A 26287-nucleotide genomic window follows, 5' to 3' on the forward strand; every position below is an offset into this window, starting at 1 on the left:
CCGCTACGCGATGGTGACGAGCGGGTCACCTACGTTCACGGTGTCTCCCTGCTTGACAGATATTTCAGTGATTTGTCCATCTTGTGGCGCTGAAATATTGGTTTCCATTTTCATGGCCTCGAGTATCAAAACGGTGTCGCCACTGGTAACTTGTTGGCCAACCTTAACCGGAATATTAATGACATTGCCTGCCAGCGGAGCATTGACTGGTGTGCCGCCCGTGGCAACAGGTGCCGGCGTGCTCGTGCTGGTTTGTGGCTGGGCACCTATCTCTACCAAGCCAGTGATGTCACCGCCATCGGTGACGGTTACGGTAAACTGCTGACCGTCTACTTCGACTGTGTAGACCCCCTCACCGCCATCGGTGGTTGGTGCTGCGGCGCTGATTTTGCCGGTTGGAACCGGTTCAAATGCCGACGGGTTGTCGCGATTCTGCAGAAATTTAAGGCCTACCTGCGGGAATAGCGCATAAGTCAGGACGTCGTCTACTAATTGCTCACCTTGCTTGGTTTTCAGCGCGTGCTGCTTAGCAAGGTCAGTGAACTCTTGTGTAAGTGAATCCATTTCAGCGTCGATTAAATCAGCTGGTCGGCAGGTAATCGGTGACTCGCCAGGTTCTAGCACTCGTGCTTGCAGTTGCTGATTAACCGGCGCTGGTGTGGCACCGTATTCGCCACGTAAAACACCAGCAGTTTCTTTTGCAATATTTTTGTAGCGTTCGCCCATCAGCACATTTATTACTGATTGCGTCCCAACAATTTGTGAGGTTGGTGTGACCAATGGAATAAATCCAAGATCTTCACGAACGCGTGGAATTTCTGCTAATACGTCATCTAGTTTGTCTTCGGCACCTTGTTGGCGTAACTGGCTTTCCATATTAGTGAGCATGCCGCCAGGTACTTGTGCTACCAAAATACGTGAGTCTACGCCTCGCAATGAGCCTTCAAATTCGGCGTATTTTTTACGTACGTCACGGAAATAAGCAGCAATAGTCTCGAGCTTGGTAATATCTAGGCCGGTCGCACGATCGCTGTCTTCAAAGATGGCCACTACCGATTCGGTTGGTGAATGACCATAGGTCATCGACATTGACGAAATCGAGGTGTCAACTGTATCAATACCGGCCTCAACGCATTTAGTGATGGTGGCGGTGCTTAAGCCAGTTGTCGCATGGGCATGCAATTGAATCGGAATGTCGACGCATTTTTTGAGCTCTGTAACCAGCTCATAGCCCACGTAGGGCTTGAGTAGGCCCGCCATATCTTTAATGCAAATCGAGTCTGCACCAGCGTCTTCGAGTTGTTTGGCTAAGTCTAGCCATAACTGAATGTTGTGCACCGGGCTGACCGTGTAACTCAGTGTACCTTGTGCATGTTTGCCGACTTTACTAACCGCCTTGAGTGCGGTCGTCATATTGCGCATGTCGTTCATAGCATCGAATACACGGAACACATCGATACCATTTATAGCGCAACGTTCAACAAATTTGGTCACTACATCGTCGGCGTAGTGTCGATAGCCCAAAATATTTTGCCCGCGGAACAGCATTTGCTGAGGGGTATTGGGCATGGCTTTTTTGATTTCACGAATGCGGTCCCAAGGATCCTCTCCAAGATAGCGAATGCAGGAGTCAAACGTGGCGCCGCCCCAAGATTCCATTGACCAGAAGCCGATCGAGTCGAGTGCTTCGGCGATCGGTAACATGTCGTCAATACGCATGCGTGTAGCGAGTAAGCTTTGATGAGCGTCGCGAAAAACGACTTCAGTAATTCCTAATTTCTTTGACATAGTGCTGAGCGAAAGTAAGTCGATGTGGTTTAGCGTTGACGATGAGCAGCAATGGCCTTTTCAATGGCTCTAAGCTGTTGCTGGGAGGGCATCGACGTTGATGCGCTGCCGGACGGCGTGCTGGGAATGTTGGTCGTAACTTTAGGTACTTCGGGGGCGGCTAGTCGCCCCACTATTTTTGACATTAGACTGGTAGCAAAAACGAGTATCGTAAGGAATACGAACACGGTCCCCATACCGAAAAGCATGAGGCTTACGCCTTGATCGATCAGTGTGTCCTGCATGGATCTAGAGGTTGTAAATCGGAGTGTGCTTACTATTCTACCGTAATTCGTTCAATCTGTGTGCTGATCTCTTTGTATGACCGAATGATCTGCGATTGCTGTGTTTAGCGCAAAAACGCACAGGCGGCTTTATATAAGTATTCACAGTCCTGTGTGCCAGCAGTTTCTCGTATCGAGTGCATTCCCCATTGCGGTGCGCCTACATCGAGAGTTTCGATGCCGATTTGACTGGAGGTGATCGGCCCAATGGTGCTGCCGCAGGCCATGTCACTGCGTGTTACAAATTTCTGCAGCGGCACTCCTGCTTCTGCGCAACGCGCTTGAAATTTAGCCGAACTAACACTGGTGCTGGCGTAACGCTGATTGCTATTAATTTTGATGACGGGTCCGGCGTTTAGGATTGGCCCATGATTTTTATCATGTTTGTCACTGTAATTTGGATGTATGCCGTGTGCGTTGTCGCAAGACAGCAACAGCGACCGGCTCAATGTTTGAGTGAGTTCGGTGGGGTTATTAGTGATGCGCTCCAATACCGATTTCAAGAACGGGCCATTTGCGCCGTAGGCTGAACTTGAGCCGACTTCTTCGTGGTCAGTCGAAATGTATAGTGCCGCTTGGTCTGACTCGGTGTCGACTAAGGCGCGAGCGCCAATGTACGAACTCAATAGGTTGTCTAGTCGCGCGGCGCTAACGAACTCGTCGTGTAGCCCGGTGAGTTGCGGAACCTGTGTGTCATAGCAAGACAGTTCGTATTCAAGAATCTTCACCACACCATGACGGCACTGTTGCAGCAGCAGTTGCTCAAAGCTAGTGTCTTCTTGTTGTGTCAATATCAATGGCAAATTGTTTTGCGGGTTGATCACGCGTGAACTGTTTGCTTCTCGGTCTAAATGAATCGCTAGGTTCGGAATAATCGCGATAGGCCGTTTGAAATCGATGAGTTCGCTAACGATTTCACCGTTATCGTTTAGCCCACTCACGCGACCTGCTATAGACAGGTCGCGATCCAGCCATGGGTGTAACAGTGCACCACCATAAACTTCAACGCCAAGTTGTAAGTAGCCGTGTGTGCGAATTTCGGGGTTAGGTTTAATCTTCAAGCAAGGGCTGTCGGTATGTGCGCCGATCATTTGTATGCCTGATGTTAGGTCCGCCCCAGTACGAAATGCGATAATTGATGAGTCGTTGCGCGTTACGGCGTATGAGCTGTGAGGCTCGATGCTCCAGTCCTGACCTTCATGCAGTACCTCAAAGCCTGCATCAGTAAACAGTTTCAGTAGGTTTTGGGTGGCGTGAAATGGGGTTGGCGACTCAGCGATGAAATCGCACAGCGACTGGGCAATAGGGTTTGACATAGAGATTGGTTTAAAAGTTGTCTGATACGCTCTATTATAGCCGATAAACCTCGAAACCCCATTGCAGCTGTGTTTACCTCTATATTACTAGTTACCATTGTCGGTGTGGCAATCTATGGCATAAAGCGTTGGCAGACGTTGCCAGAGAGTGAGCGCAACGCTTTTGCTAAAAAAGCTCTTCTTTATGGGGGCGTGGCGGTTGTGCTGGGCTTAGTATTGGCGGGGCGTGCGCATTGGTTAATGGGTGTGTTGGCGGCACTGCTCGCTTTGGCGGCTCGCGTTGCGCAGTTTGCCCACTATGCTCCGGTATTCAAAAAATTCATGGGGCAGGAAGATCCGGTTAATGCTCAGCATGGAGGTAGTGCTAGTCCAGCCTCAAGCACGTCTATGTCACGCGCGGAAGCCGCCGCGATTCTCGGTATTACAATTGATGCTAAACCTGATGCGGTACGTCAGGCGCATAAGCGCTTGATGCAGAAGTTGCATCCAGATAGAGGTGGCTCTGACCCACTTGCCAAGCAGATCAATCAAGCCAAAGATGTATTGATGGGTTAGAAACCTAATTCTAATTAGGGAGCGGATTCTAAAATCGAGTCGTATTATAAGTGCATCGAAACAAATCCACTTAATGTGTGAGGCCCAACATGCCAGCAAAAACCACAAAACAACCTAGTAAAGCCACCGTTAAAAAAGCATCTGCTAAAGCTAAAGTAGAAGTGAAAGAAGCAGTAGACGCGGTTGAAGAGGCTGTTGAAACAGCCGCAGATAGCGTATTTGCGACAGTAAACCAAAATATTGGCAAGGCGCAGAATGTCGCTAAGCAAGTATGGTTCGCCTATTTAGGCGCGGTAGGTCGCACGTATGAAGAAGTTGTGACTCGCTATGATGCTATCGGTGAAACGCTTCAAACTCGCTACACGAAGCTCAACAAAGAGCGTCAAGAACTTCTTGGTGATTTAGTTAGTCGTGGCGAGAAAGTTCAAGACCAAGCTGAGACGCGTTTAAAAGAAGGTCGTGCAACGCTTGAAGACAAGTTAGAAGCTGCAAAAGGTAAACTGGTTGGTCTTACTAAATCAGTAAGCAAAGACCTGAAAAAAGCGGCATAGCATCTGATGCCGTCACCGTTTGGCAGTTTTAGCGTCAAATCGGTATAAAATTGTGAAGCAGTGTAGAAGCTGAGTCAGTGTTAGAAAGGCCCGCCAGAATTGGTGGGCTTTTTTATGCTCTATCGCGGATTAGCTCTGCTTAGACCTAAATCGCTAATCCTAAGCAATGACGCCGATGCTCAGTTGTCAGTCTGGCTTTAATCTTGTCGACCAGTTTGATACAGTCGCCAAACCCTCAGAATTATCGATTTCACTCATCACTTTCACTGGGATTGCTTAGCTTCGTTTGCCTGCTCGCTGCACAAGCCGTTACCTTCTAAACAATTGGAATGCTGGGCTTAGATATTTTGAAATTCGTTAACACGCACCTACGAACAAATCTCGCTTTGGCTTGGCCGCTAGCTATTAATGTGTTGCTGGTTCAGTCGATGCTGATGATTGACACATTATTAGTGGCACCGCTCGGTGAAGTGCCGGTTGCGGCCATGGGCATTGCGGCAGCCATTTTGGCGTTCGCGCTTGGCATCGAGTTGGCGATTGGCAATGGTATTCAACTGTTAGTTGGCCGAGCGTATGGTGCGAATAAATCGGCCGATTTGGTCGTAGCATTTTGGGTCGGCTTATTTGTTAACTTATTCACAGCAGTGGCGTTTTTCGCGATTTTAAGCGGTTTCGATGACGATATCGTCGCAGCGCTTACTAGTAACCCTGCTGTTGAGCAGCGCGTGCTGTCATACCTAGGTATCACTAAGTACATCGTTATCATTACTGCCTTTACTCAGGTATGCACCGCTTTCTATAACGGGCGAGGTGACACTAAAGTAACCCTTAAGGGTTACTTGATAGAGATTCCGCTTAACGCTATTTTGAGCTATTTTCTCATCTACGGAGTCGGCGGGAATGCTGGCTTAGGTTTGGAAGGCGCCGCGTTGGGAAGCTTGACGGCTGTGTTTTTGCGGGCGACCTATTTTACCGGAGTCTTGCTGCTCGATAAGCGTGTGCATTTGCGGTATCCGCGTGGGCGTCCTTTGCATGCCGAAATGGGCCCTCAGCTCGCTGAAATATTGCCTATTGCCGCCAATTTTTTTGTGCTCTTTATTGGCGCTTCGGTGTATCAATTGCTATTCGCGCAGCTTGCGCTATCGTCATTTGTAGCGATCACTTTGATATTTCCGTGGCTGCGTATTGGCACGCAAGTGATTTCAGCTTGGGCCCAGGCATCCGCAATCAATATTAGCCAGGCATTGGGAAATAATACAACGCAGCATTTAGCGGCATTTGTTTCTGTCTGTATTCGAACGGCGTTGGGGCTGTCCTTGGCCGTGGCTGTGTTGTTCTTTATATTTAGTCAATTTATTCAATTTATTTACCCAAATATTGAACCCGCCACATATGCGGCGCTGTCGGTTATTGCGCCGTTGTATATCTTATTGCCGATTGTGCGTGGCTACAATTCAGTTTCGGCCAACATTTTGCGTGCGCTGGGCGAGAGTAAACGGGTGCTAAAACTGCATTTTGTCACGCAGTGGTTGATCTCGTTACCGGTGTGCGCGGTGTTGATATTGTATTGTGATGTTTCTCTATTTTGGGCATTTGCGATCATGCCAATTGAGGAATTGCTTAAAACCTTTCATTTTTATCGCTACACCAGAATGAAGCTCGACTCTGAATATTAGGTTTTTAAATGTGCTTACAGGAATCTCGTTCGACCAAAGTGCAAGGAACCATAATGCGCTGATTTGCGCTACCGGGATTTTCAAGTTGATGAATCAATAGTTTTGCCGACTCATTTCCGATTTCATAGGGCTTCTGTTTAACCACAGTGATGGGGACTTTAAGTAAATCGGCCATGGGGAGTTCATCAAACCCTAATACTGAGACGTCATCGGGTATGCATATATTGGCTTGGTTAAGCTCGGTAAGGAGCTGGCTGGTTATCGCCAAGTGTTGGGTAAACATCGCAGTCGGCGGGTTGTCCGCTGCCAGTAACTCGGCCGGTGCATTGTCAAAACCGCGATGCCGATGCCAATACTGAATAAGGCTAGAATCGAGCTCTAGCCCATGCGCGTTTAGTGCTGCAACATATCCTTGGAAGCGCTCTTTTCGAGACTTAACCTTAGAAAATTCTTGCGTTAGAAAACAAATCCGCCGATGGCCTAGGCGAATTAAATACTCCGTTGCGTCGTACGCGCCCTGCTTGTAATCCGACAGGATGATGTTGTTTGCATCGTCGTCTCGCTCCAGTTGAAATTGGACCACAGGACAACCTTTTTCAACAATTTCAGCAACTAAGAGACTGTTCATCCCGGATGGAACAATGATAATGCCATCGACACGCAACTGGGTTAACGAAGTAAGTGCGGTGGCCTCTGAGGCTGCATCGAAGTCGGTGTTATAGATAATCAGGTTGTAGCCATTTTTTTTACAATAATCGTCCATCCCCCGGATAGCGCGGCTGGTATAGGAGCCCGCAATGTCGCGTACTATCACACCGATGATTCTTGTTTTATCTGTTTTAAGACTGCGCGCTATCGAGTTTGGCACGTAGTTAAGTTGGCTAATCGCCTGTTCGATGCGTGCCTTGGTGTCCTCTGACATGTAATTAAAGCGACCGTTTAAAAACTGTGAGACAGTGCTTTTTGACACGCCCGCTGCATGCGCAACATCGACTAGCTTTATTTTGTTCACGGCTTTTTTTCTCAGATTGGATGTGGCGGTGTTGAAGTATATCTCGATTGTGCTACTCTAGAATACTAAATCGGTTTAGTAGAACGGTTTACTAAACCTCCACAACGAGTTAGAACAGTGAAGATAGAAGACATAAAAGTGATTGTGTGTAGTCCCGGGCGAAACTTTGTCACGGTGAAGATTGTTGCTGACTCGGGCGTCATCGGAGTCGGCGACGCGACGGTAAATGGTCGTGAAATGGCCGTGGTAGCGTATCTTGAGGAGCATGTTATACCGTGTCTGGTCGGGCGAGACCCGCAGGATATTGAAGATATTTGGCAGTATCTCTACAAAGGAGCGTATTGGCGTAAGGGGCCGATTACGATGGCTGCTATTGCGGGTATTGATATGGCTTTGTGGGATATTAAAGGCAAGTTAGCTAATTTGCCGGTGTATCAGTTGCTTGGTGGCAGGAGTCGAGCAGGTGTTAACCTATATGCTCATGCTGGCGGTTCGGACATTGACGACACCATCGATAAAGCGCAAACATTAGTCGATCAGGGATTTAAAGCGGTTCGCTTACAGTCTGCCGTAGCCGGGCTTAAAACCACCTACGGTGTGGTTGGTGACAAGAAGGACTACTATGAGTTGCAGGGTAATAGGCCGCTGCCTCCAGAAGAGCAATGGTGCACGCAAAAATACTTCAGCATGATCGAGGCGCTGTTTAGCGAGGCTCGACGTCGATTAGGCAGTGGCGTGCACTTACTGCATGACGTTCATAGTCGCTTAACGCCGATAGAGTCGGCTAGGTTGGGCAAGATGTTGGAGCCTTACCATCTGCTATTTTTAGAAGATGCATCGATTGCTGAAAACCAACAAAGCTATGAGCTGATTCGCCAGCATACAACCACACCGCTGGCCATTGGAGAAACGTATAACAGTATTTGGGACTGCAAGGATTTGATTCAAAGTCAGCTAGTCGACTATATACGTGCTGCGGCAACCCACGCCGGTGGTATTACCGCCATGCGTAGAATTGCCGATTTCGCCGGCCTTTATAATGTACGAACAGCACCGCATGGTGCGCCAGATTTATCTCCTATTTGTTTTTCGGCACATCTACACCTCAACACCTGGACTCCTAATTTTGGCATACAAGAATTCGTCGGTTTAGGAAATGAGCAAATCCGAAGCGTATTTCAGCAGGACGTTATGATTAAAGATGGTATGGCGGTTGTCAGCGAGAAACCGGGCTTAGGTGTCGATTTTAACGAACAGGCCGCTCAACAATACCCATACAAACGATCATATCTGCCTGTCAGTCGATTGGAAGATGGGACCGTTTGGAATTGGTAGAACACCGCGTGGTGGCTGGCGAACGGATTGGCTGCTGTGTGAAGACAAAGTAAACCTTTATATTTGGTGTGAAAAATGAACGATAAACTGAAAGTTTTAATACACGGAACCGGCTTTGCAGGGCAAGGTCACGCTGAGGCATTTAGATACGCTGGTGTTGATGTTGTGGGCATGGTCGGTAGAACCGAAGCCGTAGTCAAACAAGTGACTGAAGAAATGGGTATTCCCTATGCTGGTACAGATTGGCAGCAAGCGTTAGCCGACTGCAAACCAGACATCGTTTCGATTGCGACACCGGGCGGTGCGCATGTGGAGCCGATCAAGCTGGCGATCGCGGCCGGGTGTCACGTTTTTTGCGATAAACCTCTCACCGAAAGTGGTGAGACGTCAAAACAGTTATACCAATTAGCGCTACAAAAAGGTGTAAAAACGGCATTTGCAGCCAGCTTTCGTTATATGCCGCATGTGATGCATGCCAAACAATTGGTGTCTCAAGGCGCAATTGGCGAACCGTTAGAAGTTGAATGCATTTCGCATTTTAATCTTGAGCGTGATATTCCGTTTGGATGGTCGCATCGCAAAGAAAACGGTGGCGGGCGTTTGAATAACAATTTCACGCATATGTTGTCGATTGTGACATCGGTAGTGGGCGAAAAAATTCTGTCTATTATGGGAGAGGTGCGCGACGATCTCGGCAGAGCCCCAATCGTGGACGGTGTGCATAATTTTAAAACTCGGCGCGAACATATTCCTAAAGATTTGAATGATCCGTCATTACAATGGGGCGAATCAAATGTGGAGTGGACCTACACCGTGCTGGCGCAGCTTGAGAGTGAGTATGCCAAGAATCCTGTTTCGGTGCTGTTCAAACATGGTGGTTTGAATCCCAGGTTTAACGAAGATCACATTGTGTTCTATGGGAGCACTGGCGCCATTTACATCAAAGGCCATTACGGTAGCGGACCGCTGTATTTAAACCAGGTAGGCAACGACGGTAGTAATGCTGACTGGCGCGAGCTGACGTTGCCGGCCGAGATTGCAGCGGACGTGCCTGATGTTGATGGTGATACAGAGCGAAATTGGCGTTACTTGATTCGTGAGTTGGTTAAGGATATTAATGGTGAGCCGGTTGCGCATTATCAGTCTTTCAAAGAGGGCAGTCAGTACCAGCAGCTTATCGATATTATCCGCAAAAATAATAATTGGGTCGATGTGAGTCACCTTCAACAATGATTCATACATCGGGGCACTATTATGGTCTATGAGTATCTAGTTATTGGCGGGTACTTCTTGCTGGTGTTAAGTATTGGCTTCACGTTCAAGAAAATGGCCAAACAGTCGACTAGTGACTACTTTCGTGGCGGTGGTCGTATGTTGTGGTGGATGGTCGGTTCGACTGCCTTCATGATGCAGTTCTCGGCATGGACCTTCACCGGCGCAGCAGGCAAAGCATTCACAGATGGCTTCGCTGTTTGCTTGGTGTTTTTTGCCAATACCTTTGCCTATTTCTGCGGCTGGGCATATTTCGCGCATCGATTCCGCCAGATGCGCGTCGATACTCCAACCGAAGCAATTAAGCGTCGTTTTGGTCATCAAAACGAGTTGTTTTTCTCATGGGCGTTAATAATTTTTAGTTTGATTAACGCTGGTATTTGGCTGAATGCGCTAGGAGTTTTTTCCAGCGCCGTATTTGAAGCTGATATTGGTATGACCATTATTGTTACTGGGCTAACAGTTGTATTTGTCTCGGTATTAGCTGGCGCGTGGGGCGTCGTTGCGTCGGACTTCGTTCAAACATTGGTGGTCGCCGTGGTGTCTGTGGCATGTGCGATTGTGGCATTGGTAAAGGTTGGTGGCCCGATCGAACTAGTCAGTAATTTTCCGTCAGGCTTTGTTATGGGGCCAGACATGAATTACGGCTTATTGTTAGTCGGCACTTTTGTGTTTTTTCTCGCCAAGCAGATGATTACCATCATGAATCTGCATGACTCGTTCCGATTTTTGAATGCAAAAGATTCAATTAATGCTCGTAAAGCCTCGTTATTAGCAATGGGCTTGATGGGCGTAGGCAGCATTATTTGGTTTATCCCGCCATGGGCTTCGGCAATTTTGTACCCGGATGCCGCAGCGGCCTATCCTGAGCTTGGTAACAAGGCTGGTGATGCGGTGTATTTGGTCTTCACTCGAAATGCAATGCCGGTCGGCACTGTTGGCTTGTTGTTGGCGGGCTTATTTGCCGCATCGATGTCGTCGATGGACTCTGCGCTAAACAAAAATGCCGGTATTTTCGTGCGCAGTGTGTACCAGCCTTACTTGGAAAAAAGGGGTAAACCGGCTGATGATAAAAAGCTACTCAACTTAAGTATGGTGCTGAGTTTTTTTAGTGGGATCATTGTTATTACGATGGCGTTATTCTTTAAGTCTTTAACCGAACTTAGTCTGTTTGACTTAATGATGTCGGTTTCGGCGATGATTCAGGTGCCGCTATTGATTCCATTAATAGTCGGGCTATTAATTAAAAAGACACCTTCGTGGGCGCCCTGGGTTACCGTTTTACTCGGCTTATTTGTTTCCTGGTTTATGTCGGCGGTACTCACACCGCACGTTGTTGCTGAATGGATTGGAATCGAGCCATTTACCAATCGGGAAGCCGGCGATATGAACTTAATCATGACGTTGGCGGCCCATGTTTTTGTAACCGCTGGTTTCTTTTGTCTTACTTCGTTGTTCTATAAAGAAGATAGTGATGCGCACAAAGCGCAGCGGGAAGCGTTTTTTGTGGACTTTGAAACTCCAGTCGTCGCCGATGCCGCTCAAGGTGAGTACGATCGCCAGCAACACAACAAGCTTGGGACCATGGTGATGATAATGGGCAGCGGTGTAGCCTTGATGTCGCTGATTCCGAACCCCTGGTGGGGCCGGTTGGTGTTTATTTGCTGCGCGCTGGTGATACTGAGCATCGGGGGGCTGTTAAAGCGGAGCGCACGACTCGATCGCTGCACGACCTGATGTTAAGCGTGTGTGTCAAAAGGTAACTAAGAGAAAAAATTATGTTAAGAGCTATTCCATTAAACGTATCTATTGTCATGTTACTAATCGTATTGCTGTTTGGCATAAGTTCGGTGCATGCGATTGGCGACGTGAAGCTAACACATGGCGTGGATGAGTCTGCTGGTGGCGGGCTGTCTTATATTATTAGCTCGGCGTCGGCCACCTACTTTCTAGACAAAGAAGGCGGCGGGTTATCCAGTATGTTAGACAAAGACGGAGTCGACTGGTTAGGGTTTCATAATCAAAAAGGCTCAGGTTGGAAAGGTGAATACCGTGGCTTTCCAAACGCTGTACACAAGCAAGATGGTAATTTCTTTCATGCTATGAATGCAACAACAGAGCCATCCACCTCGGTGGTCAATGTAGCTTCTAGTGATCATGTTCAAATCGTGTTTACCTCCGCTAACGGTAAATGGCAAGGACAGTGGGATTTCTATCCAGACCGTTGCGATTTCACTATGGTCAAGGTCAGTGACGGTTATAAGTACTGGGTGCTATACGAAGGAGTTCCGGGTGGCAGCATGGACGAGACTGACTTTTGGTATGCCTCGGTGAATGATCAGAAGCACTTAATCAATGAGTCGTTGCAGGGCGATTTCACCGGACCCGAGTGGATCGCATTCGGTGACGCTAAGTCTTCCCGTATGTTGTACGTTTTGAACCAGCAAGACGATGATGCGCCCGATGAATATGTCAGTCGACCGTACATGACGGTATTAGGTTTTGGCCGTAGTAACAAAGATAAGTTTCTGACAGAACCGAAAACCTTCTCAATCGGCTTTGTCGAGTCCACTGAGTACTCTGATGTTAGGCGCGTCGTTACCGACCTCTTACAATAAAAAATACCGCGCGCCGAATTCGAGGTGTTAACTGATGGGTAATATGCTTGCTGTCAGTTGGTTAACTTTTCGCTATTAGCAAACGTCTCAACGATATCCTCTAATTACCTTTAATCCGATGCCTTTGGTTTGGGCGCGTAGTAATTACGATTGCTGTCAGAGTTTTGCAGCCAGATTTTTCAGAGCCTTGTAAAACAATTTAACTTGCAGATATTCGATCAGGTATTACCAATTATCGTTGTTACTAGTTCTAGTGCAGCGCATAAAACCTTATGCTGCGGCCTTTTTGGGCGTAAATAGTCTGTTTTTATGAATTGGTCTTACCAAAAATACTTTTATTGTGTTGCCAAAAGTATTGCAATTGGTTGACAAGTTTGTAAATATTGGTAAACATCAAAGTTGATGGTGAAGTAACGACTAAACAAACCTATGAGAAAAATAAAATGAAAAAAGTTGAGAGGAGCGAGGACGCATTGTTGCGCCGACTAAGATACCGCAAGCTTGTGTTGGCTTGTTTGGCTACAACCACACTCGGTGTCACCGGCGCCGGACAGGCACAAACGGCATCGCCAAGTGCTAATACAGGCCCGCTAGAAGAAGTTGTTGTTACCGGTATACGACGATCTCTCGAGACTGCACTCGCAGAAAAGCGGGCCTCAGACAATCTGGTGGAAGTGATTATTGCTGAAGATATCGGCAAATTACCTGATCAAAACCTTGCCGAAGTTCTTGAGAACGTAACTGGGATTCAGATTACTCGAGAGGCCGGGGTTGGTACAGGCGTACAAATCCGCGGTACCAATGCAAATCGTACCGAGATCAATGGTGTGTCTACTGTTGGCTCTGGTTCTGGACGTAGTGGCATCAACTTTGAAGATGTTTCAGCGGGTATTATTGCTGCCGTAGAAGTAACTAAAGCGCCTGAGGCGAAAACGGTTGAAGGCTCTGTCGGTGGTACTATCAATTTAAGGACTATACGTCCGCTTGACCTTAAGGAGCGTGTCGCATCAGTTCGCGTTCAAGGTGAAAACAGCAGTTTGTCGACAGATAGTAGTTTTACTCCTAGGTTGTCGGGAACTTATGGCGATAACTGGACCACTGATAGCGGCGATTTCGGCGTGGTGATAAGTGCGAGTTACGCCGAACAAGACGTTACCGCTTTTCGTCCTCGCGTCGACCGCGACAACTTTGTTGGCTCAGACAGTGGTGTCGCCAGTGCTCAAAGTTTCGACTTTTTACCAATTCAGTTTTTCGTTCAAGACTACGATAACTATGAGTATGAGACGTCCAACCTTGCTGGTTCACTAGAGTGGGCGCCGAATGATAGCGTGAAATTCTATTTTGATGCGATCATCAATGATCAAGAGCGCAGGCAAGAAAGCTCAAGGGTGCAAGCCTCGGGCGTGTCTGATCTCAGAAATACAGCGATACCTACTGAATTTGAAACGGTCAACTTCGGTTCGCTCGATGGTTCTAACGGTGTGCAAAACCTTGGCTCTATTCAAGCGGCCGTTCGAGGCCTGATCCCAGTTGAGGAAGGCGATGCCGATCCAAACCTGCGCTTCAATACCGATACAAATTCACGTTTGACCGACAGCGAAATATTTAGTTTAGGTGCCGAGTGGAATCGCGGAGCATTGTCAGGACGAGTTGAAGTGTCATCGTCAAGCTCTGATTCTAGTACTCCAAGCTTCAATACCACGCTTAACTTTATCAACCCAAATGTTGCGACTAACTCATCAAATGAGAACGGCACGCCATTTATCTATGATATTACGGGCGGTTCTCTTGCCTTTGGTGTTGCGCAAAGTGAGGCTAATGGGCCATCGACTGCACAATTGCTCGATGCTGCTAACTACATGCTGCGTGATGTGCAGCAGTCACAAAGCCGTGCTGAAAACAGTGAAGATGCCTTTGTCGCTGATTTCACTTATGACTTAGACTGGTCAGCAATTACCTCTGTTGATTTTGGTTTTCGTCGCAACGAAACGTCGAGCTTGAGAGATGAAATTACTTCGAGTGTTGGCTTGCGAAGTTTTGACGAGAGCCCAACGGGTAACCTGTTTGCGAACGTGCTTACAGTAGGTCCGGATAATTTTAATGAGGCTGATGGCCGAACGCTTTATGTTCGTGATTTCCTAACGGTTGATCCAGAGCTAGTTGCTTCTTCTCCAGAAGCGGTATTAGACGCATTGAATGCGGCGATTGTTGCAAATAACGCTATCACCGGTTCTGATCGTGAGCCAATTAGTTCGCCAACATCAAGTACTAGCGCGTTCTTTGATATTTCAGAAGAAACCAATGCCTTGTATGCGCAAGCGAATTTTGAGGCCGGTATTTTCCGCGGTAATTTTGGCTTACGCTATTTAGAGACCGACGTAACTTCACGAGCTAATTCTGAAGTTAACGGTGTAGTAACCCCGACTACGTCAACTAGTAGTTATGACTTCATGTTGCCGCGTATCAATTTGGCGGCAAGCGTAACAGATGATGTGGTTCTTCGCGCTGGTTGGGGAAAGGACATCAGGCGTCCAAACTTTGATGATCTGTCATCAGCCTATACGTTTAGCACTAGTCCGAATCCGGCTGTTGATTTAGGTAATCCTGGTTTAGAACCTGAAGAGGTTACGTCATTCGATCTTTCTGCTGAGTGGTATTTTGCACCGTCTAGTGTTGTAAGTATCGGTTACTTCAATAAGAAGCGTACCGGCCTATTTGCGCGCAATGATGAAAGCCCGTTCGAAGATCCGGTGACTGGTTTCCGCGACATTACCGACCCTTGTGAGGCAGGCGGTATCTTTAATCCGATTGCTGATATCAATGTGTTTGGTCCTGTTGGCGTGGGGGTTTGTGTTCCTTCATCGCAGACCATCAACGGCGCTGGTGAAACCACGCAAGAAGGATTTGAACTTGCGTTTCAGTACGATCTTTCAGAATTTGAAGATCAGCTAGGCTGGGCGTCAGGCTTCGGAGTTATTGCTAACTATACTAAGCAAGAGTTCAGTGGTGGTGATTCATTCCTTGACCCTACAAGCCGTGCAGCCACTGTTTTTGAGTCCAACGGAGTTGTAGATGCTAACTTGCGTGCGCAATTGTTAGACCTATCAGAAAATTCATACAACATCACAGTGTTCTATGAGAAGCATGGTCTTTCTGCTCGTATGCGTTATACATGGCGTGAAGCGTATCGTTCTGATGATTTTGGTAGCACCAGTAGTTACCCTTGGGGTTTCCCAGTGGTTCAAGAAGATCGCGGACAGCTCAATGCGAGCATTAGCTATGATGTAAGCGATAATTTGAATATCGGAATTGAGGCCGTGAACCTTACTGAAGAAGAAGTCCAACAGTCTTGTGTTAACGAGGGGGCGCTATTGTGCTTTCAAGGTCTTACTGATCGTCGTATCACCGTTGGGGCTAGCTATCGCTTCTAGCGGAGCGTGAAGGTCCAGTAAAGAGATGTTGTCGATGATGGCATCTCTGAGCGTCAACAAACCCCAGTTTATGCTGGGGTTTGTTGTGTCTGCCGCGGCCGTGACTACCTTGATGGTATGAGTGGTGTCTTGATGTTGATGCACAGGCAAGCTCAGCCAGCAGGCTGCTTTGGCTGTGTTAATGTCTAGTTAAGTGTGGAGTTAAAGAAAGAATGCCTTGCTCAGCGCGCTATTAGTCCGTTTCATTAGCGCCTCTTTAAGGCTTGAGGAATGCTCACTCACTTTGATTGGGTTGACAGTTCGCTAACTGAAAAGCGTTTTCGCATTTGTGACACTTTAAGCTTTGCGGCTTCCACTGCCTGTGATTCAGACACGTCATGCATGGCTTCGAGTAGGTCTGAGAAATGGCCTCGCATCGCAATGCGGGCCGCGTTGGTATCTCCAGCTGCGATCGCGTCGTAGATAGCAACATGGTCAGCGATTCTGGTGCTACGATCTTCGTCAGCGCAGACTGCGTGATGTGCGGTACTGATGTGGTTTAGATTTTCTTGGATGTTCCAAAGGAAATCGATTTGTTTTGCAATTACGCGATTGTGGGTTGCCTGGGCAATGATTGAATGGAACTGTCGATCCGCGCCGGATGAGGACACGTCCTTAATGTCTTCGGACTTGATTTTTTCCAGCGCTTTTTCTAATTCAATTAGCTCTTCTTGCTTGATCATTCGTGCGGCTAGCGCGGCAGCTTCACCTTCAAGTAAGACCCGTGCTTCGAGTAATTCAAAGGCACTAATTTCCCGACTGAAGTCATCGTTTATTAGGTTGTTGCCGAGCACATAAACGCCGGAACCAGCTTTGACTGACACTTCTTCTTTTGCTTCTAGGGCAATAATTGCTTCACGCACGGTCGGTCGGCTAACACCAAAGCGTTCGGCAAGTTCACGTTCGGTGGGAAGTCGACTGCCCACAGGGAAATCGCCCGCCTTTATAAGGGCTGAGATTTCATTAAAAACGGTGACGTATAACCTTTCTTTGTTTGACATTGTGCTCCCTAACCATAATCCAGTGACCCTGCCGGCCAATCTTAGACCGAAATAATTTGTATTACAATTTTAATCGATGATTGCTGGTTGGGGCACGTGAGTGCAGCAGCTGATGCGCTTGAAGCCGCTTAGCTATGCCTCACAATACATTGGATTGTTGCCAATATTCCTTATTGCTTTACTTTGATTCGCGCTGTTTCGAGGTAGCCCAAGATTAAGTCAAAAAAGCAGACAAATATTTTGGTAATACAATTATGCCAGATAATGAGGGCGTTATTTTGCATATTGGTAATACATAGTGGTTGACATTGGGGTTGGTATTTGTTTGAATTCAGTGGCCTATTGATGTCGTTGGGCTGCTACTTATTAATTTCAAGCGCTGTGATCAACCGGAGATACACTCTAAATGAAGTCAATGCCCACTAGTAAAGCCGTCGTTTCGCGGTTCCGTCTAATTGCGAGTTTGATAGGTAGTGGTCTTGCCGTGCAATGTTACCAAACCGCTTACGCTGAAGACTTTCTTGTCAAAACTCAAGCGCAATACCTTGAGGTGAGCGATTCACTAAAGCCGGGCGATAAAGTGCTTCTAGCTAATGGGGTTTGGAATGACTTTGAAATATTGTTTCACGGCAAAGGTACAGAGGAACAACCTATCTCGCTGGTAGCTCAAGAAAAAGGTAAGGTGTTTATTGCGGGTCAGTCGAACCTACGCCTGCATGGAGAACACTTATTTGTATCAGGTTTGGTATTCAAAAACGGGTACACGCCAACCAGTGCGGTCATTTCATTTCGTAGCGACAAAGATAATTTTGCTAATAATTCGCGTGTAAGTGAAATCGTTATCGATAACTTTAATAATCCTGAGCGGTTTGATGGCGACTATTGGGTAGCCATGTATGGAAAGAACAATCGGTTTGACCACAATCACCTAGAAGGTAAGCGAAATCAGGGTGTCACCATGGCTGTGCGCCTCGACAGCGAAGAGAGTCGTGAGAATAATCATCGGATCGACCACAATTATTTCGGGCCGCGTCCGATCTTGGGCTCCAATGGTGGTGAAAGTCTACGCATCGGAACCAGTCATCATTCTTTAACTAATTCACGCACCGTCGTCGAGAATAATTATTTCGACCGTTGTGACGGCGAACTTGAAATTATTTCTAATAAGGCCGGCAGCAATGTGATTCGTGGCAATGTGTTTTTTGAGTCACGCGGCACCTTAACGCTGCGTCATGGCAACGACACGTTAGTCGAAAATAATGTGTTTTTTGGGAATGGCGTAGACCACACTGGTGGTATTCGTGTAATCAATAAACGTCAGACCATTCGCAACAACTACATGGAAGGTTTGGCTGGTTATCGTTTTGGCGGTGCCTTGGTTGTGATGAACGGCGTGCCAAATTCTTCTATCAATCGCTACCACCAGGTTGAAGATTCACTGATCACTAATAATTCATTGATCAATTCCAGTCATATCCAACTGGCGGCCGGTAGCGATCAAGAGCGATCAGCCGTTCCGATACGAACAGAGTTTAGTAATAACCTAATCTTTAATGACGATAGCAAAGACGTCTTTACCGTTTACGATGACATCGCCGGAATCACTTTTTCTAATAATCTGGCAAGTGGCGTTGAGGAGCCTAAGATTAGTAAAGGTTTTTCGAATGCCGTGTTAACGGTGACTCGAGCTGATAATGGTTTAGTTTACCCTGTCACTGATGGCGCTGATGATGTTGGTGTATCACGTGATTTGATGCCGATCAAAAAGCAACAGACGGGTGTTTCGTGGTATCCGAAGCCAGAGAAAGACGCTGTTTTCGGTGGTGGGTCAACGGTAGAGGTTAAACCTGGCCAAGGTGCTTTAGGCGAGGCTATTCGATCAGCCAAGGCTGGCGACATCATTAATTTATCAGCCGGTGAATATATTGAGCCAAAGCTAATCGTGATTGATAAGCCGTTGCTTATTCGAGGTGCTGACTATGGCTCTAAAGCGTACCGGGAAGGTTCAGTTAAGCTCTATTTTGAGAAGACCGCCTTATTTGAATTGCAAGACGGCGGCAGTCTGTCGTTACAGGGATTGACGATATCTGGTGCATTGTCTCCAGATAGTGCCGGGAACTCGGTGATCAGAACTCAGCGACGGTCGATGCTAAGCAACTATCAGCTTTTAGTAGAGCAAGTCCGAGTGAGTGATCTGGATGTGAATCATTCATTCAATTTTTTGACTCCGTCGAAGGCGAGCTTTGCTGATCGAATTGAGATCATTGATTCGTCGTTTAGCAATGTAACCGGTGCAATTTTGGCGCTCGATAAAGAAACCGATGACTACGGCATCTACAACGCAGAGTATGTAACGATTAGTGGTTCTTCCTTCGATAATGTCGAAGGTGATCTGGTCGATTTTTATCGCGGAGGAACCGACGAGAGTACGTTTGGTCCGCACTTCGATCTATCCAATTCAAGTCTTAATAATGTTGGTGCAGGAAAGCGTAATAAATCCAAAAGTTCAATTTTGTTACACGGCGTTCAAGTTTCGAATGTGCATGATAATAAAATTGTTGGTAGTCCTAACATTACGGTGAAGCATACGGTCGGCGAGCCGGTAACGAAAATCGTTAATAACCGATTTATCGATACTCCAGAAATTACTGTAACTGAGCTCAATAGCGATAAGAAAAATACCGCGATTATCTCTGACAATAGCTATACCACGGAGCAAAAGTAAACCATGACGCATCTCACTTCACAGGCGGGTCTACATTCTTTATTGAAAACGGTTACCTGCAGTTTGCTGGTGTTAATTGGCGCGTCGGCTCTGCAAGTTGCTTATGCGCAAAACGTGGCACATCCAAACCTCACCGTTACTCAGGCAGATATCGAGGCAATTAGAACTCAGCTCTCTGAAGTTCCGGGTGCCCAAGCGGCACTCACTAGCTTAAGAAAAAAAATTGATGCGGTGATTGCACTGCCGATGGATGTCCCTGTCCCGCAAGATGCTGGCGGCGGCTATACTCATGAGCAGCATAAGCGGAACTATCAGGCGATGTATGAAGCCGGATTACTATTCCAAGTGACGCAAGACACAACCTACCTAAATTTTGTTCGCAAGATGTTGTTGGCTTATGCTGACTTGTATCCAACTCTGGGGATACATCCAAAGCCAAAAGAGCAGACGCCGGGAAAATTATTTTGGCAAAGTCTGAATGAGGCAATGTGGCTGGTTTACACAATTCAAGCTTACGATTCAGTCGCTTCGCAGTTGAGTGCAGAAGATCGTACGTTGATAGAGACTAATCTATTGCGTCCGGCAGCAAGCTATTTGTCGGCTGGGCAACCTCAAACGTTTAATAAAATTCATAACCATGGTACTTGGGCGGCGGCTGCGGTGGGAATGACTGGTTATGTATTGAACGATCAGACGTTAGTTAAACAAGCATTATACGGTCTCGATATGTCGGGCGACGCTGGCTTTCTCCAGCAGATCACGCAGCTGTTTTCACCGGACGGCTACTACGCCGAAGGGCCGTATTATCAGCGCTTCGCATTGATGCCATTCGTGCTATTTGCCAAAGCAATTGATGTGAATCAGCCCGAGTTGAAAATATTTGAATATCAAGACCAAGCGTTGTTGAAGGCGGTTCGTACCTCGATTCAGCTAAGTTACAACAAACTGTTCTTTGGTATCAATGATGCAATTAAAGATAAGGGCATTGATACGATCGAGTTAGTTCACGGCATTGCGATTGCTTATGACATAACCAGCGACCCGGCATTGCTTGCGATTGCGCAGCGACAAAATAATATCTTGTTGACTGGTTACGGCTTTCGAGTCGCTCAAGGGTTAGATCAAGGTCTTGCGCAACCGTTTCAATATCAGTCCATGCAGCTTCGAGACGGACAGGCCGGAGATCAAGGAGCGTTGGCAATCTTTCGCAACGGTATCGACCATGGGCATCAAGCCTTGGTTATGAAGAATACCTCGCAGGGCTTAGGTCACGGTCATTTCGATAAGCTTCACTGGCTGTATTTTGACAATGGCAATGAGATCGTTAGCGATTATGGTGCGGCAAGATTTCTTAATATAGAAGCAAAGTATGGTGGCCACTATTTGCCTGAGAACAATACATGGGCAAAACAAACGGTTGCGCATAACACCGTGGTGGTTGATGAGCAAAGTCACTTTGACGGCGACTGGCAAGTTGGTCAGAAGTCGGCTCCAGAGGTTCGTTTTTTTGCGGTAAGCGACGATATTCAAATAACCTCGGCGTCAATAGCGCAAGCATATCCTGGAACGAACTTGACCCGCACGATGGCGATGGTTAAGTCCGCCAGCTTAGAGCATCCGTTGATCGTGGATATCTTTAAAGTGACAAGCAAGTCTAAGCATCAATACGACCTGCCGCTACACTTTCAAGGGCAATTAATTTCGCACACTATTTCAGCAACAGCGCATACCAGCAAGCTGGAACCACTGGGCAAAAATAATGGCTATCAGTATCTTTGGGCGCGCGCGCAAGGTCCTATTAAACCCGGAATGTCGCAAGTTACTTGGCTTAATGAAAACCGTTTTTATACTTACAGTGTACTGGGCGGTGACGACCAGCAAATGATTTTCACTCAACTGGGAGCCAATGATCCTAATTTCAACCTTCGATCAGAGAGCGCGTTAATACGACGGGTGAAGTCAGCCAAACAGCATACCTATGTCTCAGTGTTGGAGACGCATGGAGAATATAACGGCACCTCAGAATACACCAAAAATGCGCGAAGTAGCGTGGTCGAGCTAGTCGCTAGTTCAGCTGCTGGTGTTGATGAAAATATTGACGTGGTCACCGTCACGCTGGTCAGTGGCGAATCATTCAGCTTAGCGGTTGCCGAAGACAGCAGTTCGACAGCTGAGCACACACTTGAGCTTAATGGCAAAACGTTTGTGTGGACTGGACCGTATTCGTTGCTAACAAACACTAAAAACTAAGCGAAGAGAATAATGATGAAAAACCAAAGTCCCCGTTTTGTGCTTGGCGCATCAGAGCCAATTGAGCAGGTTGCCGACGGCATCAAACGCCAGTTTTTGGGTTACGGTCCCGAACTAATGGCAGTCAAAGTTTGGTTTGAAGAAGGCGCTATTGGGTACGTTCACGATCATCCGCATACGCAGGTTAGCTATGTTGAGAGCGGAGAATTTGAGGCGACTATTGACGGGAAGACGCAACTATTAAAGGCCGGTGACTCGTTTTATGTTGCCCCTAACAAAAGCCACGGTGCGGTATGTAAGAAAGCTGGAGTGTTAATCGACATTTTCAGCCCATTGCGCGAAGACTTTTTATCAGAGCCATAGTCACCGCGATTATATAAAAAACTAAATAGAACAATAAAAGGAGACGATGGTTATGCAAGTCAAGAATTTACGGTGGTGGGTTATCGCGCTAATTGCATTGGCGACGATTATCAACTACATCGATCGACAGACTCTCAGCGTGCTATGGCCGTTTATGGGAAAAGAGATTTACCCAGAAAAAAGCGCTATAGAGCTGAAAGAGATTTACGGAATTATAAGTATCGTCTTTCTGTTCTCGTATGCATTTGGTCAAGCATTGTTTGGCAAGATCTTTGATTGGATCGGAACCCGTCTAGGCTTTGTTTTGTCTATCGGTGTGTGGTCAGTCGCCACCGCTTTGCACGCGTTAGCTCAAGGAATTTTAACGTTTAGCATCTTCCGCTCGATACTCGGGCTCTCCGAGGCCGGTAACTGGCCTGGCGCAGCAAAAGCCAACGCTGAATGGTTTCCAACCAAAGAGCGAGCTTTGGCGCAAGGAATCTTTAATTCAGGTGCGGCAATTGGTGGCATTATTTCAATTCCGTTGATCGCCTATCTAGCCGTCTTCTTTAGTTGGAAAGCAATCTTCATCATCGTTGGCCTGATGGGTTTGTTGTGGTTGATACCTTGGTTGGTGCTAGTAAAAGCTCCGCCGAAAGAGCATCCATGGATTACCCCTGAAGAACGTGAATACATTCTCACTGGGCAAAAAAATCAAGATGTGAACGCGCAAGATGACTATGTACCGACGACGCGTCAACTTCTGTCTCATAAACAAAGTTGGGGAGTCATTATTGCCACCGCGGCAATTGATCCAATTTGGTGGTTGTTTATCGTTTGGATACCGACCTATCTGGTTGAGGTTTTTAACATGGATGTCAAGAGTCTGGCGATCTATGGTTGGGTACCTTATGTGGGGGCTATGTTAGGAGCTTGGTTTGGCGGGTTGCTCGCGCAAAACCGTCTCAAAGCCGGTTGGTCTGTGAATAAAACTCGAAAATTTGTCATTACCTTGGGTTGCCTGATTATGCTGCCAACTTTGTTGGTGTTGGCTAACCCAGGCGGCCCTGTCGCAGCGGTTCTTATCATGGCCACGATCCTATTTGGTTTTCAAACTTCGATTGGCAACGTGCAGACTTTGCCAAGTGATTTTCTTGCAGGTAAGAGCGTCGGTTCGTTATCCGGTTTTGCCGGTATGGCTGCGAAGTTGGCCGCTGGTGCTTTGATTTATACGGTGCCGTGGTTTACCGCCGATGGAAACTACACCGTTGTGTTCATTATCGGTGCCACTTTGGCGCTTGTTGCGATGGGCAGCGTCTGGTTGCTTTGTCCCGATATCTCACCTTTGAAATCTAAAAGCGAGTGATGACAACAAATTTATTCATGTTGAATGACTGCGGGTTTCGCCGAAAAAGCAGTGCAGGAGGCGACACACACATACAGTTAGTAGAGTTTAGACAGTCCGCGTAATTTGGGCTTAACATAATTTTTAGATATAGGGCTTAGGCTCAAATAAAGTTAGGAAATAGTATGAAATTTGAAAATAAAGTCGCCATCGTAAGTGGTGGTACACGAGACATCGGTAAGGCTGTTGTTTTAAAACTAGCGGCTGAAGGTGCCAAAGTGGTTATTAATTATTTTAATAACGATGAGAACGCTAAAGCCACGCAAGCCGAAGTTAAGGCTCTCGGTGCCGAGTCGATCTTGGTTCGAGGTGACATGGCTAATAAGGCAGATGTTGAATCTTTAGTTGCTCAAGCTAAGGAAGCATTTGGTGGCGTGGATATTTTGGTGAATGTCGCTGGCGGAATGGTTGCTCGAAAAACTATTACGGAAATGGACGAAGATTTCTTCAACCACGTTATGCGTCTTAATCTAAACAGCACTTTCTTGCTAACCAAATACTGTGTGCCGCATATGAAAAAAGGCAGCGCAATTGTGAATCTTGCGTCGCTAGCGGGTCGTGATGGTGGTGGTCCTGGTGCGTCGGCTTATGCAACGTCGAAAGCAGCGGTTATGACTTTTACTCGTTCTATGGCCAAAGAGTTGGGCCCTCAAGGAATTCGCGTAAACGCTTTGTGTCCGGGTGTCATTAGTACCACTTTTCACGACACATTTAGTAAAGATGAAGTACGTAAAAATATCGCTAATGCTACGCCTTTACGTCGCGAAGGTAGTTCTCAAGAAATCGCCGATGCGGTTAGTTATTTAGTTAGCGAAGATGCCTCATTTATCACCGGTGCAAACCTTGATATTAACGGCGGCCTGTTCTTCTCGTAGTATTATTTTGCTTGGTCGATGCCGCGGCGGTGGTCGCGGCATCGTGCTAACAGTCATTCAATAACAGTAATAAATAGGGTCAGTCAATGTCGGTATCTGTGTCGGTGATAGGGGAGTGTATGTTGGAATTGTCGCGAGCCGACTTCGCTAGCCGAGGCAACCCACAGCCTATGATGATGAGCTATGGCGGTGACACGCTTAATACTTCGATCTATTTGGCTAGGAATGGCATTGCCACTAGTTACGTCACCGCGCTCGGTGATGACATTATGAGCGACTGGTTGTTGCAACAATGGCAAGACGAAGGCGTTGATTGTTCGTTAGTCAGGCGTATGCCGAACTCGGTTCCCGGGATGTATATGATTGACGTCGCCGAAGATGGCGAGCGTTCATTTCTTTACTGGCGTAAAAACTCTCCCGCTAGCCAGTTGTTTGATGACATTGATCAGACAACCAAACTTTTTCAAGCTCTGAACAATTCTGATTATCTCTATTTATCAGGCATCAGTCTGGGAATACTCCCTGAACAGTCACTGCATGGCTTATTTGGCTATTTGAGGGCTTTTCGCGAAGCTGGCGGCAAGATTATTTTTGATGGAAATTATCGCCCTAGTCTATGGTTGAATGTGGAAACTGCACAACAAGTTTATACGCAGATGTACGCGATTACTGATGTTGCTTTGCCGACCTTAGAGGATGAGTCGCTATTGTTTGGTTACGAGACTGCTGAACAACTCGTCGACGTGATAAGTGCGGCCGGCGTATCTGAAATCGTGGTGAAAATGGGGAGCGCGGGCTGTCTGTCTGTCTGTGATCGTGTGCATGAGTACGTTGCCGCCGTAGTGACTAAGCCTGTTGATACAACCGCCGCTGGTGACTCATTCAATGCGGGCTATTTGAGTGCTCGATTAACGGGCAGTAGTGCTGTTGATGCTTGTGCCGCGGGTCATGCTTTAGCTTCAAAAGTTATTCAGCACAAGGGTGCGATTATTCCCAAGGGCTAGTGCTACGCTAGTTTCGTTTGGTTGTTACCAGCTATACGCAAAAAAAACGTGATCAGTCTATGGATGATTGATAAGAGTCAATATGGTGGCCTCTAATGGCTCGCAAGAGGCAGTAACGTCGGGATTCGTGCGGTCTTTTTATTTCGCCTCTTATTGTGCTGATCTTAGCTTCGCCTTACACTCAAGACATGGCTAAAATGCGAACTCGCGACTTAATCTTAGATGTCGCCTTAGTTTTGTTGAACGAACGTGGTGAAAGCATCGTCACGAGCGTAGACCTCGCGCACGAAATGAATATTAGCCCCGGGAATTTGTATTACCACTTCAAAGGTAAGGAGCAAGTGGTAGAGGAGCTGTACGCACAATTTCACGCAAGAGTGTTAGTGGCTTTGCAACAAGTTACTTCACAAGCTCGAGGCAACCCAAAGGACACCATTGCGGGGTTGACGGTGGTGTCTGATATCTTGTTGCAGTTCCAGTTTATTAGCCAAGATATTCGCGGAATACACGAACGATATGCGTCGCTACGAGCTTCAATATCTAAGTTATTTAGTTTGCTGTTTCAAACATTAACCGGCTTGGTCAAGTTGGTACTAGATAAGGCTGCGGTTCCAGATGCTTCCAATGTTGCCAAAATGATGGCTGGTAACTTATTGTATACATTGGTTAATTTTGGAGGTTATGATGACTTGCTGTATGCCGATAGCTCGCCGCCATCAATTGAAGAGCATCTTTATCTTCACTTTTTACCCTTTTTGGAAGACTGAAA

The 26287-nt window shown here is 47.0% G+C and carries 20 protein-coding genes; 15 read left to right on the plus strand and 5 right to left on the minus strand.

The features are described 5' to 3' along the window. Positions 1-3: 3 nt before the first annotated feature. From oadA to DFR28_RS12520, 3 genes are all read right to left on the minus strand, one after another. Positions 4-1788 carry a sodium-extruding oxaloacetate decarboxylase subunit alpha gene (gene oadA, locus DFR28_RS12510; protein WP_113954711.1) on the minus strand — a complete coding sequence of 595 codons (1785 nt, stop codon included), beginning with the start codon at positions 1786-1788 and terminating at the stop codon, positions 4-6. A 29-nt stretch (positions 1789-1817) separates the two neighbouring features. Continuing rightward, a complete protein-coding gene (locus DFR28_RS12515; RefSeq protein WP_113954712.1) occupies positions 1818-2072 on the minus strand; it encodes an OadG family protein in 255 nt (84 codons plus the stop codon). 104 nt (positions 2073-2176) lie between these two features. Beyond that, positions 2177-3427, minus strand: coding sequence for a M18 family aminopeptidase (locus DFR28_RS12520; protein WP_113954713.1), 1251 nt, complete (start codon positions 3425-3427; stop codon positions 2177-2179). A gap of 69 nt (positions 3428-3496) precedes the next feature. Between DFR28_RS12520 and DFR28_RS12525 the strand changes: the two genes are divergently transcribed. The 3 genes from DFR28_RS12525 to DFR28_RS12535 all read left to right on the plus strand — a co-directional run bounded on the left by DFR28_RS12525 (position 3497) and on the right by DFR28_RS12535 (position 6209). Continuing rightward, on the plus strand, positions 3497-3982 hold the full coding sequence (locus tag DFR28_RS12525; RefSeq protein ID WP_113954714.1) for a J domain-containing protein: 486 nt from the start codon (positions 3497-3499) through the stop codon (positions 3980-3982). A gap of 89 nt (positions 3983-4071) precedes the next feature. Beyond that, positions 4072-4533, plus strand: a complete 462-nt coding sequence (locus DFR28_RS12530; protein ID WP_113954715.1) for a hypothetical protein — start codon at positions 4072-4074, stop codon at positions 4531-4533. Positions 4534-4862: 329 nt separating this feature from the next. Continuing rightward, complete coding sequence (locus DFR28_RS12535) at positions 4863-6209, plus strand: MATE family efflux transporter (RefSeq protein WP_281268384.1); 1347 nt, start codon at positions 4863-4865, stop codon at positions 6207-6209. Between the two features lie 4 nt (positions 6210-6213). Here DFR28_RS12535 and DFR28_RS12540 read toward each other — a convergent pair whose 3' ends face one another. Further along, positions 6214-7221, minus strand: a complete 1008-nt coding sequence (locus tag DFR28_RS12540) for a LacI family DNA-binding transcriptional regulator (RefSeq protein ID WP_113954716.1) — start codon at positions 7219-7221, stop codon at positions 6214-6216. A 117-nt stretch (positions 7222-7338) separates the two neighbouring features. Here DFR28_RS12540 and manD point away from each other — a divergent pair, with 117 nt between their 5' ends. From manD to DFR28_RS12565, 5 genes are all read left to right on the plus strand, one after another. Next, entirely contained in the window at positions 7339-8556 is a 1218-nt protein-coding gene (manD, locus tag DFR28_RS12545) for a D-mannonate dehydratase ManD (RefSeq protein WP_113954717.1), read from the plus strand. Between the two features lie 75 nt (positions 8557-8631). After that, entirely contained in the window at positions 8632-9789 is a 1158-nt protein-coding gene (locus tag DFR28_RS12550; RefSeq protein ID WP_113954718.1) for a Gfo/Idh/MocA family protein, read from the plus strand. Positions 9790-9810: 21 nt separating this feature from the next. Next, on the plus strand, positions 9811-11565 hold the full coding sequence (locus DFR28_RS12555; RefSeq protein ID WP_113954719.1) for a sodium:solute symporter family transporter: 1755 nt from the start codon (positions 9811-9813) through the stop codon (positions 11563-11565). 77 nt (positions 11566-11642) lie between these two features. Next, positions 11643-12446 carry a hypothetical protein gene (locus DFR28_RS12560; protein ID WP_342773302.1) on the plus strand — a complete coding sequence of 268 codons (804 nt, stop codon included), beginning with the start codon at positions 11643-11645 and terminating at the stop codon, positions 12444-12446. A gap of 443 nt (positions 12447-12889) precedes the next feature. Continuing rightward, on the plus strand, positions 12890-15877 hold the full coding sequence (locus DFR28_RS12565) for a TonB-dependent receptor (protein ID WP_113954932.1): 2988 nt from the start codon (positions 12890-12892) through the stop codon (positions 15875-15877). A 278-nt stretch (positions 15878-16155) separates the two neighbouring features. Here DFR28_RS12565 and DFR28_RS12570 read toward each other — a convergent pair whose 3' ends face one another. Continuing rightward, positions 16156-16917, minus strand: coding sequence for a FadR/GntR family transcriptional regulator (locus DFR28_RS12570; protein ID WP_113954721.1), 762 nt, complete (start codon positions 16915-16917; stop codon positions 16156-16158). 406 nt (positions 16918-17323) lie between these two features. Between DFR28_RS12570 and DFR28_RS12575 the strand changes: the two genes are divergently transcribed. The 7 genes from DFR28_RS12575 (at position 17324) to DFR28_RS12605 (ending at position 26285) form a co-directional block, all read left to right on the plus strand. Continuing rightward, positions 17324-19642, plus strand: a complete 2319-nt coding sequence (locus tag DFR28_RS12575; RefSeq protein WP_113954722.1) for a polysaccharide lyase 6 family protein — start codon at positions 17324-17326, stop codon at positions 19640-19642. A 3-nt stretch (positions 19643-19645) separates the two neighbouring features. Next, positions 19646-21892, plus strand: a complete 2247-nt coding sequence (locus tag DFR28_RS12580; RefSeq protein WP_113954723.1) for an alginate lyase family protein — start codon at positions 19646-19648, stop codon at positions 21890-21892. Positions 21893-21907: 15 nt separating this feature from the next. After that, positions 21908-22255: a cupin domain-containing protein gene (locus DFR28_RS12585; RefSeq protein ID WP_113954724.1), complete on the plus strand. Its 348-nt coding sequence runs from the start codon at positions 21908-21910 to the stop codon at positions 22253-22255. Positions 22256-22307: 52 nt separating this feature from the next. After that, a complete protein-coding gene (locus DFR28_RS12590; protein WP_113954933.1) occupies positions 22308-23600 on the plus strand; it encodes an MFS transporter in 1293 nt (430 codons plus the stop codon). 164 nt (positions 23601-23764) lie between these two features. Continuing rightward, entirely contained in the window at positions 23765-24514 is a 750-nt protein-coding gene (locus DFR28_RS12595; RefSeq protein WP_113954725.1) for an SDR family NAD(P)-dependent oxidoreductase, read from the plus strand. Positions 24515-24600: 86 nt separating this feature from the next. Then, positions 24601-25518 carry a sugar kinase gene (locus tag DFR28_RS12600; protein ID WP_113954726.1) on the plus strand — a complete coding sequence of 306 codons (918 nt, stop codon included), beginning with the start codon at positions 24601-24603 and terminating at the stop codon, positions 25516-25518. A 188-nt stretch (positions 25519-25706) separates the two neighbouring features. After that, the gene (locus DFR28_RS12605) at positions 25707-26285 is read left to right on the plus strand and encodes a TetR/AcrR family transcriptional regulator (protein ID WP_113954727.1); all 579 of its coding nucleotides are present in this window, start codon (positions 25707-25709) and stop codon (positions 26283-26285) included. Positions 26286-26287: the final 2 nt, after the last annotated feature.

Origin of the sequence: Arenicella xantha (assembly GCF_003315245.1) — a bacterium.
In the GTDB taxonomy this organism is placed as follows: domain Bacteria; phylum Pseudomonadota; class Gammaproteobacteria; order Arenicellales; family Arenicellaceae; genus Arenicella; species Arenicella xantha.